Below are 12,601 nucleotides of genomic sequence, written 5' to 3'. Positions count from 1 at the left end.
GCCTCGCAACGCGCACGCTATCCGGCGTGCGCGTCTCTTTGCTGCTGCTTGAAGTGCTCCCGACACATGGCAATCCACGCCTGGGTGCTGTGCGACATATAACTTCCCTCCCGCCAAATCAGCTCTAGTTTCCACAGCATCTCCGGCTCGATAGGCATCCACATCAGGCTTGAATCCAGACGGCGGCAGATTGGCTCCGGCAGAATTGCCACGCCCATTCCCGCCTGCACCATCGCCGCCAGAAAGTCCCACTGGCCGCTGCGGGTGGCAATTTTAGGCGTGAATCCATGCGCCGCGAAGCTGTCCATCAGCATGCCGTGCAGCGCAAAATCTTCGTTATAAATCAGAATGCTTTCATCGGCTAATTCAGAAATCGGCAGGCGAGTGCGGTTGAGCCACTTCTCGCTGCGCGGCACCACGGCGCACATGGGGTAGCTAAAAAGCGGGATGGAAGTGAGGCCAAGACTTTCGTCAATCGACAGCAGGTTCATGGCTAAATCCAGTTCGCCGGAGACAATCGCCGACTGCACCGTGCGGCCGCCAAATTCGGAGATAATCAGCTCAATGCCGGGATATTTTTGGCGAAACGCGCCAATCAGCGGGGCCATCTGGGTACCCACCATCGGCGGGATGCCGATGCGCAACTGCCCGCGGGTGAGGGTGCTGATATCCTCCAGTTCGCTTTCCAGCTGGCGAAACTCTTCCAATATGTTCTGTCCGCGTTGATACAGCGCCTGTCCGCTGTCGGTCAATCTCAGGCGGCGGCCATCGCGAATAATCAGTGTACATTCAAGCTCTTCCTCCAGATGGCGCAGCATCTTGCTGATGGTTGGCTGAGTGACAAACAGCTTTTCCGCCGCGCGGGTAAAGCTCTGTTGGCGAACAACTTCGACAAAATAACGCAGGGTACGCACGTCCATAATGATCCTCTTAATCGACGTGTTTGCGGCGAAAGGCAAAACATGCCGATTTGGAATGATTTCGATGATTTTAATTCATTTCTATACCGGTTTTCCGCCAACGTATACTTCTTTCGTTCCCCTTTTTAACCCACCGAGGTTATTCCTATGTTGTTGGCGTTGCGCACTCGAGCGCCGTCTTATTTAAGTCGTCTACAGGTCCCCATTCAGGTGGTGCTGTACGCGGCTCTCTATCTGGTTGCGGACCGTCTGGTGACTTTGTTGCATCTGCCTCTGCCAGCTAACGTCGTTGGCATGTTCATGCTTTTACTCTTGATTATGTCCGGTATTTTGCCGCTGAAATGGGTAAAAGCCGGTTCCCGCTGGCTGCTGGCCGAAATGCTGCTGTTCTTCGTTCCTGCGGTGGTGGCAGTGGTAAATTACACCTCTCTGCTGATGGTCGAGGGCTGGAAAATATTCTTGGTGATCGCCGTCAGCACCACTCTGACGCTGGGTATTACGTCGCTGGTGGTGGACAGGATCTATCGTCTGGAGCTGCGTTTAGCGGAGCGGAAGGTGCGCGGTGAGTGACATTATTATTAGCGCCATCTGTTTTGTCGTAACCGTGTTGCTGTATTACGCCAACAAGAAGCTTTACCGCCAGCGCCGCACTCTTTTATTAATGCCGCTGGTGTTCACGCCGGTGGTGCTGGTTCTGCTGCTGGTGGTCGCCCGCGTGAGCTGGCAGGACTACATTGGTGAGACGCACTGGCTGCTGTGGCTACTCGGCCCGTCAACCATCGCCTTTGCCGTCCCAGTCTACGAGAATATGGCGATTATCCGCCGCCACTGGCTGTCGCTTTCTGCCGGCGTGGTGACGGCGGTGGTGGTCGCGGTGTTCAGCTCCGTCTGGCTGGCCCGGCTGTTTGCGCTGCCCGAGGTGATTCAGCGCAGTTTATCGGTTCGCTCCATCACCACGCCTTTCGCCCTGGCCGCCGCGAAGCAGGTGGGCGGGCAGCCGGATCTGGTCGCGCTGTTTGTGGTGATCACCGGCGTCTTCGGTATGGCGATAGGCGACATGATGTTCCTGCGTTTGGCGGTGAAAAGTAAGTTAGCGAAAGGCGCGAGCCTCGGGGCGTCATCCCACGGCGCAGGCACGGCCAAAGCCTACGATATGGGCGCCGAAGAGGGCGTGGTTTCAAGCTTAGTGATGATGCTGGCGGGGGTTGTCACCGTGGTGATGGCGCCGGCAATTGGGATTTTGATGTGGTAGTTCGGGTTTGCTCCTTTGTGAGAAATACTCCAGCCCAGCCCTCCCCTAAATAGGGGAGGGAGCAACTAGCCCTAAATTAATGAATCACCTGTGATAAAAACTCCCTGGTCCTTGCTGATTTCGGTGCGGCGAAGAACTCCATTGGTGGGGCTTCTTCTACGATCTCCCCGCGATCCATAAAGATCACGCGGTCCGCGACGGTTCTTGCGAACCCCATCTCATGGGTCACGCACAGCATGGTCATGCCTTCCTCGGCGAGTCCGATCATGGTGTCTAACACTTCTTTCACCATTTCCGGATCCAGTGCGGAAGTCGGTTCGTCGAACAGCATGATTTTCGGCTTCATGCAGAGGGAGCGGGCGATGGCGACGCGTTGCTGCTGCCCGCCGGAAAGCTGGCCGGGGAACTTGTGCGCGTGCTCGGCAATGCGTACCCGTTTCAGGTAGTGCATGGCCAGCTCTTCGGCTTCCTTCTTCGGCATCTTGCGCACCCAGCAGGGCGCCAGCGTGCAGTTCTGCAACACCGTCAGGTGCGGGAAAAGGTTGAAATGTTGGAAAACCATGCCGACTTCGGTACGAACGCGCTCGATATTGCGCGGATCGTCGTTTAACTCGGTGCCGTCCACGACGATCCGGCCCTGCTGGTGCTCCTCCAGATGATTAATGCAGCGGATGGTGGTGGACTTCCCCGAGCCAGACGGGCCGCATAGCACGATGCGCTCGCCCGGCTTCACGCGCAGGTTGATGTTTTTCAACACGTGGAACTGTCCGTACCACTTGTTAACGTCTTCCAGGGTGATCATCATTTTTTTAGCATCAATAGTGTGATGGTCGCTCATGTTTTACCTCAGTGTGCGGAACGTCCGGTGTGAAAGCGTCTTTCCAAATGTTGGCTATAACGCGACATGCTGAAACAGAAAATCCAGTAAACGGCGGCGGCGAAGACATAGCCTTCGGTCGACATGCCGAGCCACTCGGGATCGACGGTGGCTTGCTGCACGCTGCTGAACAGGTCAAACAGGCCGATGATGATCACCAGACTCGTATCTTTAAACAGCGCGATAATGGTGTTGACCAGGCCGGGGATCACCATCTTCAGGGCCTGCGGCAAAATCACCAGCCCCTGAGTTTTCCAATACCCCAGCGCCAGTGACTCGGCGGCTTCGGTCTGGCCCTTCGGCAGCGCCTGCAATCCGCCGCGCACCACTTCCGCGACATAAGCCGACTGGAACAAAATCACCCCAACCAGCGCGCGCACCAGTTTGTCGATGTTGGTCCCTTCCTGCATAAACAGCGGCAGCATCACCGAGGACATAAACAGCACGGTGATCAGCGGCACGCCGCGCCAGAACTCGATAAAAATCACTGACAGCACGCGAACAATCGGCAGGCGAGAGCGGCGAGCCAGCGCCAGCAAGATGCCGAGCGGCAAGGCTCCGGCGATACCCACTGCGGCGATGATCAGCGTCAGCGTCAGCCCGCCCCATTGGCGTGTTTCGACCACCGACAGGCCGAAGAAGCCGCCATAAAGCATGAACCAAGTGAATATCGGGAACAGCACCACCCAGGCGGCGATGTATCGGCCACGGCGCGGCATGGCGTGAATGAACATCGGTACCAAGGTGAGCAAGCCGACGATTAAGGTCAGATTGATGCGCCAGCGCTCTTCAAAGGGGTAAAGGCCATACATGAACTGGCCGAAGCGCGCATGGATAAACACCCAGCAGGCGCCTGCTTTGGTGCAGTCCGAGCGAGCCGTACCGACCCAGTTGGCCTGAAAAATAACCCAGTTGAGCAGTGGAGGAATAACCAGCCACATCAGCCACAGGCAGAAAATCGTCAGTAAGCTATTGAACCAGCTGGAGAACAGGTTTTTTCGCATCCACAGCAAAGCGCCGCCAACCGAGGCCGGGTGCTTATTGGTGGGCATGGCAGAGGGGAGTGTGCTCATCGTCATTCGATTCCCTTAACGTTCGACCAGCGCGATGCGCCGGTTGTAGATGTTCATTAAGAACGAAATCGCCAGACTGATGATCAAGTAGACGGACATGGTAATAGCAATAGTTTCAATAGCCTGGCCGGTTTGGTTGAGCACCGTTCCAGCAAACAGCGACACCATGTCGGGATACCCGATGGCGGCCGCCAGTGAGGAGTTTTTAACGATATTCAGGTACTGGCTGGTCAGCGGCGGAATAATCACCCGCATTGCCTGCGGCAAAATCACCTGACGCAGCGTCACCGGATTCGGCAGGCCGAGGGAGCGCGCGGCTTCATGCTGGCCGTGGGAAACCGACTGAATGCCCGAGCGAATCACTTCGGCAATAAAGGTCGAGGTGTAGACCGACAGCGCCACCGTCAGCGAGGCCAATTCAGGGATAAGCACCATGCCACCGCGGAAGTTAAATCCGCGTAGCGCCGGGATGTCCCAGTGAACCGCAGGCCCGAAGAACAGGTGCGCCAATGCCGGGAAGATCACCAGCATGGCAATCGCCCACGGCCAAATACGCCATACCCGCCCCGTGTGGATCTGGCGGAAATGGTTGTAACGCTTCAACGCCCAGATGCCAAACAGCGCCAGCAGCAGGGCGATGCCACTCTCCAGACTGCCCGGAGCCAGCTCGGGAGAGGGCAGATACAGCCCGCGATTGCTAATAAAGGCCACGCCAAAAGCCTCAAGGCTTTGACGAGGGCCGGGCAAGTTGCGCAAGACGGCGAAGTACCAGAAGAAGATTTGCAGGAGAGGCGGGATGTTGCGGAAGATCTCAATGTAAAGGGTAGAAACTTTGCGGATCAGCCAGTTTTCCGACAGGCGACCCAGCCCAATAATAAAACCGAGGATTGAAGCAAAAACGATACAGAGTGCCGAAACCAGCAGCGTGTTAAGCAGGCCAATCACGAACACGCGGCCGTAGGTGTCCCCTTCCTGATAGTCGATAAGATGTTGAACGATACCAAAACCTGCGCCGCTATTGAGGAAAGCAAAGCCCGAGGTGATGCCTCGTGTTGTCAGGTTGGTGATGGTGTTGTGCAGCAGATAGCCGAGACAGGCAACCAGCACGACGACGGCGATGATCTGATAGATCCACGCGCGCACGGCTGGGTTGGTCAGCGATAACGCACCTTTTCTAGCTGGGCGTTGTGGCATAGAAAGTACCTCAGAGATGAAGCCTGAAAACGGCGCGCTGGGGAACGGCCAGCGCGTCGTTTTTTATCATTACTTATTTAATTCAACTGCTTGGATTCCCAATAAAGAAGGGAATTAGCGAACCGGTGGTGCGTACTGGATCCCACCCTGATTCCACAATGCGTTTTGCCCGCGTTTGATTTTCAGTTCGCTGCCTTCGCCGACGTTGCGGTCGAAGCTTTCGCCGTAGTTACCGACTTGTTTAACGATTTTCACCACCCAGTCATTAGGCAATTTCAGGTCTTCGCCGTATTTGCCGGTTTTACCTAACAGGTTGCTCATGTCCGGCGTAGTCGGGTTAGCGGCCAGTTGCTCAACGTTTTTAGAAGTAATGCCCATCTCTTCGGCATTCAGCATGGCGAACAGTGACCAGCGCACTACCTCCAGCCAGTCTTCATCGCCACGGCGAACCACCGGGCCTAAAGGCTCTTTGGAGATCACTTCTGGCAGCACGATGAAGTCATCTGGCTTGCCGAGCTTGATACGCAGAGCGTAAAGCTGGGATTGGTCAGAGGCCAGCGTGTCGCAGCGGCCGGAGTCCAGCGCCTTGGCGCTTTCGTCGGAACGGTCGAAAGTCACCGGGGTGTAGGTCATTTTATTGGCTTTGAAGTAGTCGGCCACGTTCAGCTCAGTGTCAGTACCGGCCTGGATGCAAACGGTTGCGCCATCAAGCTCTTTAGCACTCTTCAAACCGGCTTTCTTATGGGTGAGGAATCCAATGCCGTCGTAGTAGTTAACGCCCGCGAAGATCATGCCCATACCCGCGTCACGCGATGAGGTCCAGGTGGTGTTACGGGAGAGGATGTCCACTTCGCCAGATTGCAGGGCGGTAAAGCGCTCTTTGGCGGTCAGTGGGGTGTATTTTACTTTTTCCGCATCACCAAAAACGGCGGCGGCGATGGCGCGACAGACGTCGACGTCGATGCCGGTGAATTTCCCTTTTGAATCAGCGTAAGAGAAACCCGGTAAGCCGTCACTTATCCCACATTGAACAAAGCCTTTCTTTTTCACAGCGTCCAGAGTTGTGCCTGCGTGAGCCTGACCTGCCAGCGTCATCATGCTGGCAGCAGCAATAAGGGTAGAAAGCAGTATTTTTTTCATAAGTCGTCCTGTGAGACATAACCAAAATTATTATTGTATGAATGCGCGAGGCACCCTGTCCGTTGCGGGGCATTGCCCTCTGCACGGGACATTGCAAAGGCAATGCCAACATGCAAAAACGCTTATCTATTGGGTTCTGTGATTGTTTCGCACAGTAACATTGATTTGCGTTATAGGATTTATTGCCCCAATCCTGTGCGTGGTCAATATTGCTGCAACAAAGTGGTGCGGCTTATTTTACTATTTGGAACTGGATCTCACTCTGGTTCCGCTGAGTGAGCCATGGCTAATCTATAAGCGCTATATGGAAGGTCAAAATGAGAGGAAAGTGGAATTAAAAAACTCTCAGGCGGGCGCCTGAGAGCCGGGGTATTACAGGGCTGCTTGAATCAATGCGCCAACCAGCGGCGGGAGCTGGCCTTTTAGCGCGGCGCGTTCCGGTTGGAAGAGCGTGGCGACGAAGAACGGGTGGTTTGGCAACTCGATCACGCGGATTTCACCCTGCTGGTCGTGGCCGGTCAGGCGCAGCGGCTGAGCTTCCAGCGCGGCCTGAAACTCAGTGTTAATCCCGTAGCGGCAGTGATAGCCCTCTTCGATATCCAACTTACCGTAGGCGCGGCCCGCGGTGCTGTCGGCCAGCAGAGTAATACCCGCTTTCTTCTCCACCATTTCGCAGGCCAGCGCGGCAATCACCAGCCGACCTTCGGTATCGGTTTCGCCATGGCCCGCATCCCGCCAGCCCATCACGTTGCGGGCATACTCGATAATCGCATGCTGGAAGCCGCCACAGGTGCCGAGAAACGGCCTCTGCTGCTCGCGCGCATAGCGAATGGCGCGCAATGCACCTTCGGTAGAAAGGTAAGGGCTGCCGGGCACGCACCAGAACGCATCGAACTCTTCAAGTGAAAGCTCAGCGTCAATGGTGTCGGTGTTAAGCCAGGTGGTGTGGATATCAAGGTCGAAAGTTTGTGCTGCGAGGTTTAATGCAAGGGGGATAGCTTGGTGGGCAAGAATGGCGGGGTTGTGGTCGCCGATTAGTGCCAAACGGACTTGCTGACTCATCACTTCTCTCCTGAGCAGGTAAAAGAGAATGTTATAGAAAAGTTAACTTGGCGTCATGAGAATTATTTTCATCAATAAAAAAGCCCGACCATTGCTGGACGGGCTTAATGCATGGCGATTCACTGCTTAGAGATAGAGTGAAGGCGCTCCCGTTGGGCGGGTTTTAAAGCGGCGATGCAGCCAGAGATACTGGTCTGGTGCGCGCATAATCTCTTTTTCCACCACGCGATTCATGTAGGCCGCGGCCGCCATTTCATCATCGATTGGGTAATCTTGCAGAGCAGGCTGGATAACCAGGTCATAGCCTTTACCCTTGTCTTTGCGCACCAGCACCACGGTGACCAGAGCCGGTTTCGCCAGACGCGCCAGCATGTAGGTGCCGCTGGTGGTGGCTGCCTGATCGACGGCGAACAGGGGAGCAAATACGCTGCCACGCGGGCCGTAGTCTTGGTCCGGAGCGAACCATACGGCTTCACCTTTCTTCAGCGCATGAACCATACCGCGCAGGTCTTTGCGATCCAGCATCGCTTTATTGGAGCGCATGCGTCCCCAAGTCTGCACGAACTCCATCGCTTTATTGTTGTGTGGGCGATACATCGCCATCATCGGCTGACAAATGCCCATGGCACGGCCACCCAGCTCAAGCGACATGAAATGCACGCCAATCACCAGTACGCCTTTCTTGTTCTGCTGCGCCATTTTCAGGTGATTCAGGCCACTGACGTCAAACCAGCGTTTTACGCGGGCGTCCGACCAGAACCACGCCATTCCCGTCTCCAGCAGGCCCATGCCCAGCGATTCGAAATTGCTGAGAATGCGGCGCTCAATTTGAGCTTCATCAAGATTAGGGAAACAGAGTTCTAAATTGCGGCGAGTGATGGAGACACGGCGTTTGAGGAAACGCATCGAGGTGCGGCCAAGCCAGTTACCAAGGCGGTAAAGGACCGGATAAGGCAGTTGAACAAGAAGGAACAGGACGCCCAAGCCAAACCAGGTCAGCCAGTAACGCGGGTGGAGAAACGATTTGCGAAAGCAAGATGGTGAAGTCATATAAGCTCAATCATCGGCATAATTAAATCTGAGGTACCGCGTTGGAAGTAGCTCGATCGCGATACAGGGGGTGTGTCAAAGATTGGGACAACGAAAGTGGGCAAATGTTTTAAACAACGCCGAACTTGACGCAATCTTTACACTAAAAGACGGGATCGCGGGCTAAAAGGCTTTCCGTAGGCGATGAGCGGGGCGAATACGACTTTAGGTGTGAAGTATATCACGCTCTGTTATCAATCCTGAGTGGGGAATCGTCCGATAACAACACTAATTCGTATCTTATTTTGTCAGGCGTTAAAATAGTCTTAGAATTAATGGTTTGAGCGATTGTAAGCTTTGTAAATTATGCAATAGGAGAAGTCTGAAGGTGATTGTGCTGGGCAAACGGCCGCTTCTCTGTAAAATATTTCACATTCTATTCCCACCGCATTAACTCTTTATGATCGTTCGTCCCCATCAACACTGGTTCCGCCGCCTGTTTGTCTGGCACGGCGCCGTGCTTTCAAACATTCTTTTCCGCCTCAGCCTGAACTTCGGTATGTCGATTGTCGCGGTGTTCAGCGTGCAGATTTACGAAGCATTGGGCATCCGCCTGACGCTGGCCCCGTTTAGCTTACTGGGCATCGCCATCGCCATCTTCCTTGGTTTTAGAAACAGCGCCAGCTACGCGCGCTTTAACGAAGCCCGGCTGTTATGGGGAAGCTTGCTGATCACACATCGCTCGCTATTTCGGCAGGTAAAGAGCCTGCTGGCGGACTCGCCGCAGGCCGTCGCCGCCTTCAGCCAGTTGCAGATAGCTTTTAGTTACGCGTTGAAGCACCAGCTGCGTGGGGAGGATGCCGCCAAGGATATGCAGCGCCTGCTGCCCGCTGAAGTGGCTACTGAGGTGTTGAACAGCCCGACTCCGGCTAATCGTCTTTTGCTACTCATGGGCAAATGGCTTGCCGAGCAGCGCCAGCAGGGGCGGCTGAGCGATATGCTCTTCCACAGCGTCGACCGCAACCTTAATGAGCTTTCCCACGTGCTGGGCGGCTGCGAGCGCATTGCCAACACGCCGATACCTTTCGCCTACAGCCTGATAGTCCATCGCACGGTTTATCTGTTCTGCACCTTGCTGCCGTTCGCACTGGCTCCGGCACTGGGTTATATGACGATTTTGGTGTCGGTGTTTATCTCCTACACCTTTATCTCAATTGATGCCTTAGCGGAAGAGTTGGAAGACCCGTTCGGCACGGCAGATAACGATTTACCGCTGACCGCGATGTGCCGGAATATCGAGATCAATCTGTTAGAAATGAATGACGTGCACCCACTGCCGGAGCACATTAAGCCGGACCAACATTACCGGCTGAGCTAAAACAAAAAGGCGCTCTCCTTGCGGAAAAGCGCCTTTTATCAACACAACTGATTAGTATCAGTTCATGCCGTATTTTTTCAATTTCTTACGCAGCGTACCGCGGTTGATACCCATCATCAGGGCCGCACGAGTCTGGTTGCCACGGGTATATTGCATCACCATGTCTAACAGTGGCTGTTCAACTTCAGCCAATACCAACTCATACAGGTCATTCACGTCCTGACCATTCAATTGAGCAAAATAGCCCTTAAGTGCTTGTTTTACCGAGTCACGCAGGGGTTTTTGGGTTACCTGATCCTGAGAATTAACGGTAGAAACGGTCAGTACGTCAGAATTCACGCGTTGTTCGAACATAGTTCTGTCAGCTCTTTTTTGTTACGCAAGATTTTCGAAATATGCTTCCAACGCCTCCAGCTGTTCGCTGGCATCCTCTATGGCGTTGAAGGAGCGCCGAAACTGGTCATTCGGGGCATGCTCCTGGAGATACCAGGAAACATGCTTACGAGCGATACGGAATCCCTTGCCTTGACCATAAAAGTCGTGCAATTCCCGTACATGCCCTAATAACAAGTGCTGAACCTCCCCAAGTGGTGGCGGCGGTAACAGTTCCCCTGTGTCCAGATAATGCTGGATTTCCCGGAAGATCCAGGGTCTCCCCTGAGCGGCACGTCCAATCATCAGAGCATCAGCTCCGGTGTAGTCGAGTACCGCCCTGGCTTTATGCGGGTCAGTTATGTCGCCATTCGCGATAATCGGAATGGAAACACTCTGCTTAACTGTCCGAATGCTGTCGTACTCTGCCTCTCCATTGAAGAGACAAGCACGGGTTCGGCCATGAATCGTCAGGGCCTGAATTCCACAGTCTTCAGCCAATTGTGCAATTTGTACACAGTTACGGTGTTCCGGTGCCCAACCAGTACGAATTTTCAACGTGACTGGCACATCTACCGCATTCACAACGGCAGAGAGGATCTGTTTGACCAAATCCGGATACTGCAACAAGGCAGATCCTGCCAGTTTGCGGTTCACTTTCTTGGCCGGGCAACCCATATTGATGTCAATGATCTGCGCACCGCTGTCCACGTTAATTCGGGCAGCTGCCGCCATATCTTCGGGATCGCAACCGGCAATTTGCACGGCCCGGATTCCCGGTTCATCGCTATGTACCATACGCAAACGGGATTTATCCGTACGCCACACTTCCGGATTGGAAGAGAGCATTTCGGAAACAGCCATCCCAGCACCCATCGCATGACATAAGGCACGAAACGGTCGGTCTGTTATACCGGCCATTGGGGCCGCAATCAGGCAATTTGTAAGTTGGTGGTGTCCGATGCGCATAGACTAGGAATGACCATACTGATGTCCGCAAGGGCGCGTATATTACGCATTTTTGAATCCAGATGAAAGGCCAAACTTTAACCAATAACCTAAGAAAATGCTTGCATTAGGCCTCTGAGGTCTGGGTTATGGGTTTTTATTGAGACTTAACATAGGGTTAATGAATAAAGGCTAAATTGTGCGCTTATGAAAATTCCTTAAAACTCGCTGTATATGCAGGTTAAGCCAGTTGAATCTAAGGCTAAATTTGCTGTTTTAAGTAGCAATAACCGCAAAATTTCCGTGACCCACCTCTCACCGTGGTCAAAAAATGAGTCATTTTTAGTAAGAATCCATAACCCTATGTTTGAGATAAAAAGCCAAGGCCGGGAGAGTCGAAAAAGCAGGGCGGGGCAATAAAACAGAAAAGCGCCGCCCGGTGAGCATTTAAGCCTGCGGGCGGCGGAGTATTAGGCTTTCTTGACGCCGGTAATGCGGCACCACTCTTCTTTTTCAGCCACTGGGTCTAGCTCGAACAGCGCCTCATAGGCTTCTGCGACGCCCTGCGCCTGACTTGCCAGCACGCCGGACAGCCCCAGATGGCCGCCTGCTACTGGCAGTACGCTGATAAGGGGCGCCAGCTCGCGCAGTGGGCCTGCAAGGATGTTAGCGACCACTACATCGGCCGACAGGTTGTCCGGCTGGTCTTTTGGCAGATAGAGCGATAGACGCTCGGAGACGCCGTTACGCTGCGCATTATCACGGCTGGCCTGAATCGCCTGCGGGTCGATATCAATACCGATAGCCTGCGCAGCACCCAGTTTCAGAGCGGCAATCGCCAGAATGCCGGAGCCACAGCCGAAGTCGATCACCGTCTTACCCTGTAAATCTAAACCGTCGAGCCACTCTAGGCACATGGCGGTGGTCGGGTGGGTGCCGGTGCCGAAGGCCAGACCCGGGTCGAGCATTACGTTGACGGCGGTTGGGTCCGGCACGTCGCGCCAGCTCGGGCAGATCCACAGACGCTGGCCGAAACGCATTGGGTGGAAGTTATCCATCCACTCGCGCTCCCAGTCTTTATCTTCCAACTGCTCGATTTTATGCACAAAGCCTTTGCCCAGCAGCGGCTCGTTTTCGAGCATAGCCACCACTTCCGCCATGTCGGTTTCTGCGTCATACAGACCGATAGCGTCGGTATCGCCCCACAGCAGCGTCTCGCCCGGCAGGGGTTCGAACACCGGATTGTCATGGGTATCCTGGAAAGTCACGGATACCGCACCACTTTCGATAAGCGCGTCGCTCAGCGTTTCCGCGTCATTACCGGTGGTGTTAATTTTCAGTTGGATCCAAGGCATA

The 12,601-nt window shown here is 54.4% G+C and carries 13 protein-coding genes; 3 read left to right on the top strand and 10 right to left on the bottom strand.

What is annotated here, in order from left to right; all coding sequences use genetic code 11:
• Positions 1-17: 17 nt before the first annotated feature.
• Positions 18-920, bottom strand: coding sequence for a LysR family transcriptional regulator (locus tag ACT3RT_RS11830; protein ID WP_485902085.1), 903 nt, complete (start codon positions 918-920; stop codon positions 18-20).
• Positions 921-1,067: 147 nt separating this feature from the next.
• On the opposite strand from ACT3RT_RS11830, the gene ACT3RT_RS11825 reads away from it, so the two are divergent.
• Both ACT3RT_RS11825 and ACT3RT_RS11820 read left to right on the top strand, forming a co-directional pair.
• Complete coding sequence (locus ACT3RT_RS11825) at positions 1,068-1,490, top strand: CidA/LrgA family protein (RefSeq protein WP_034786623.1); 423 nt, start codon at positions 1,068-1,070, stop codon at positions 1,488-1,490.
• Positions 1,483-2,172 carry an LrgB family protein gene (locus ACT3RT_RS11820; RefSeq protein WP_353500732.1) on the top strand — a complete coding sequence of 230 codons (690 nt, stop codon included), beginning with the start codon at positions 1,483-1,485 and terminating at the stop codon, positions 2,170-2,172. Before ACT3RT_RS11825 ends, ACT3RT_RS11820 begins: the two co-directional genes overlap by 8 nt.
• Before the next feature lie 76 nt (positions 2,173-2,248).
• Here the strand turns inward: ACT3RT_RS11820 and ACT3RT_RS11815 are convergent, their stop codons facing one another.
• The 6 genes from ACT3RT_RS11815 to lpxP form a co-directional block, all read right to left on the bottom strand.
• Positions 2,249-3,010: an amino acid ABC transporter ATP-binding protein gene (locus ACT3RT_RS11815; RefSeq protein ID WP_485902088.1), complete on the bottom strand. Its 762-nt coding sequence runs from the start codon at positions 3,008-3,010 to the stop codon at positions 2,249-2,251.
• A gap of 8 nt (positions 3,011-3,018) precedes the next feature.
• Positions 3,019-4,128 carry an amino acid ABC transporter permease gene (locus tag ACT3RT_RS11810; RefSeq protein ID WP_485902090.1) on the bottom strand — a complete coding sequence of 370 codons (1,110 nt, stop codon included), beginning with the start codon at positions 4,126-4,128 and terminating at the stop codon, positions 3,019-3,021.
• 9 nt (positions 4,129-4,137) lie between these two features.
• Positions 4,138-5,316 carry an amino acid ABC transporter permease gene (locus ACT3RT_RS11805; protein ID WP_353500734.1) on the bottom strand — a complete coding sequence of 393 codons (1,179 nt, stop codon included), beginning with the start codon at positions 5,314-5,316 and terminating at the stop codon, positions 4,138-4,140.
• Between the two features lie 114 nt (positions 5,317-5,430).
• Positions 5,431-6,456: an amino acid ABC transporter substrate-binding protein gene (locus ACT3RT_RS11800; protein ID WP_353500735.1), complete on the bottom strand. Its 1,026-nt coding sequence runs from the start codon at positions 6,454-6,456 to the stop codon at positions 5,431-5,433.
• A gap of 372 nt (positions 6,457-6,828) precedes the next feature.
• A complete protein-coding gene (locus tag ACT3RT_RS11795; RefSeq protein WP_485902093.1) occupies positions 6,829-7,518 on the bottom strand; it encodes a CTP synthase C-terminal region-related (seleno)protein in 690 nt (229 codons plus the stop codon).
• 126 nt (positions 7,519-7,644) lie between these two features.
• Positions 7,645-8,568 (bottom strand): kdo(2)-lipid IV(A) palmitoleoyltransferase, encoded by a 924-nt coding sequence (gene lpxP / locus ACT3RT_RS11790; RefSeq protein WP_353500737.1) that lies wholly within the window; start codon positions 8,566-8,568, stop codon positions 7,645-7,647.
• A 439-nt stretch (positions 8,569-9,007) separates the two neighbouring features.
• Here lpxP and ACT3RT_RS11785 point away from each other — a divergent pair, with 439 nt between their 5' ends.
• Positions 9,008-9,925 (top strand): bestrophin family protein, encoded by a 918-nt coding sequence (locus tag ACT3RT_RS11785; protein WP_353500738.1) that lies wholly within the window; start codon positions 9,008-9,010, stop codon positions 9,923-9,925.
• Positions 9,926-9,982: 57 nt separating this feature from the next.
• Here the strand turns inward: ACT3RT_RS11785 and fis are convergent, their stop codons facing one another.
• From fis to prmA, 3 genes are all read right to left on the bottom strand, one after another.
• Positions 9,983-10,279 carry a DNA-binding transcriptional regulator Fis gene (gene fis, locus ACT3RT_RS11780; protein WP_004097144.1) on the bottom strand — a complete coding sequence of 99 codons (297 nt, stop codon included), beginning with the start codon at positions 10,277-10,279 and terminating at the stop codon, positions 9,983-9,985.
• 21 nt (positions 10,280-10,300) lie between these two features.
• A complete protein-coding gene (gene dusB, locus ACT3RT_RS11775; protein WP_034786639.1) occupies positions 10,301-11,266 on the bottom strand; it encodes a tRNA dihydrouridine synthase DusB in 966 nt (321 codons plus the stop codon).
• A gap of 449 nt (positions 11,267-11,715) precedes the next feature.
• Complete coding sequence (prmA, locus tag ACT3RT_RS11770) at positions 11,716-12,600, bottom strand: 50S ribosomal protein L11 methyltransferase (RefSeq protein WP_034786641.1); 885 nt, start codon at positions 12,598-12,600, stop codon at positions 11,716-11,718.
• Position 12,601 lies beyond the last annotated feature (1 nt).

The sequence above is a fragment of the Ewingella sp. AOP9-I1-14 genome, from assembly GCF_052375995.1.
GTDB lineage: Bacteria > Pseudomonadota > Gammaproteobacteria > Enterobacterales > Enterobacteriaceae > Ewingella > Ewingella allii.
The sequence above is the reverse complement of the archived record's forward strand: the minus strand, read 5'-3'. Positions and strand labels throughout refer to the sequence as shown.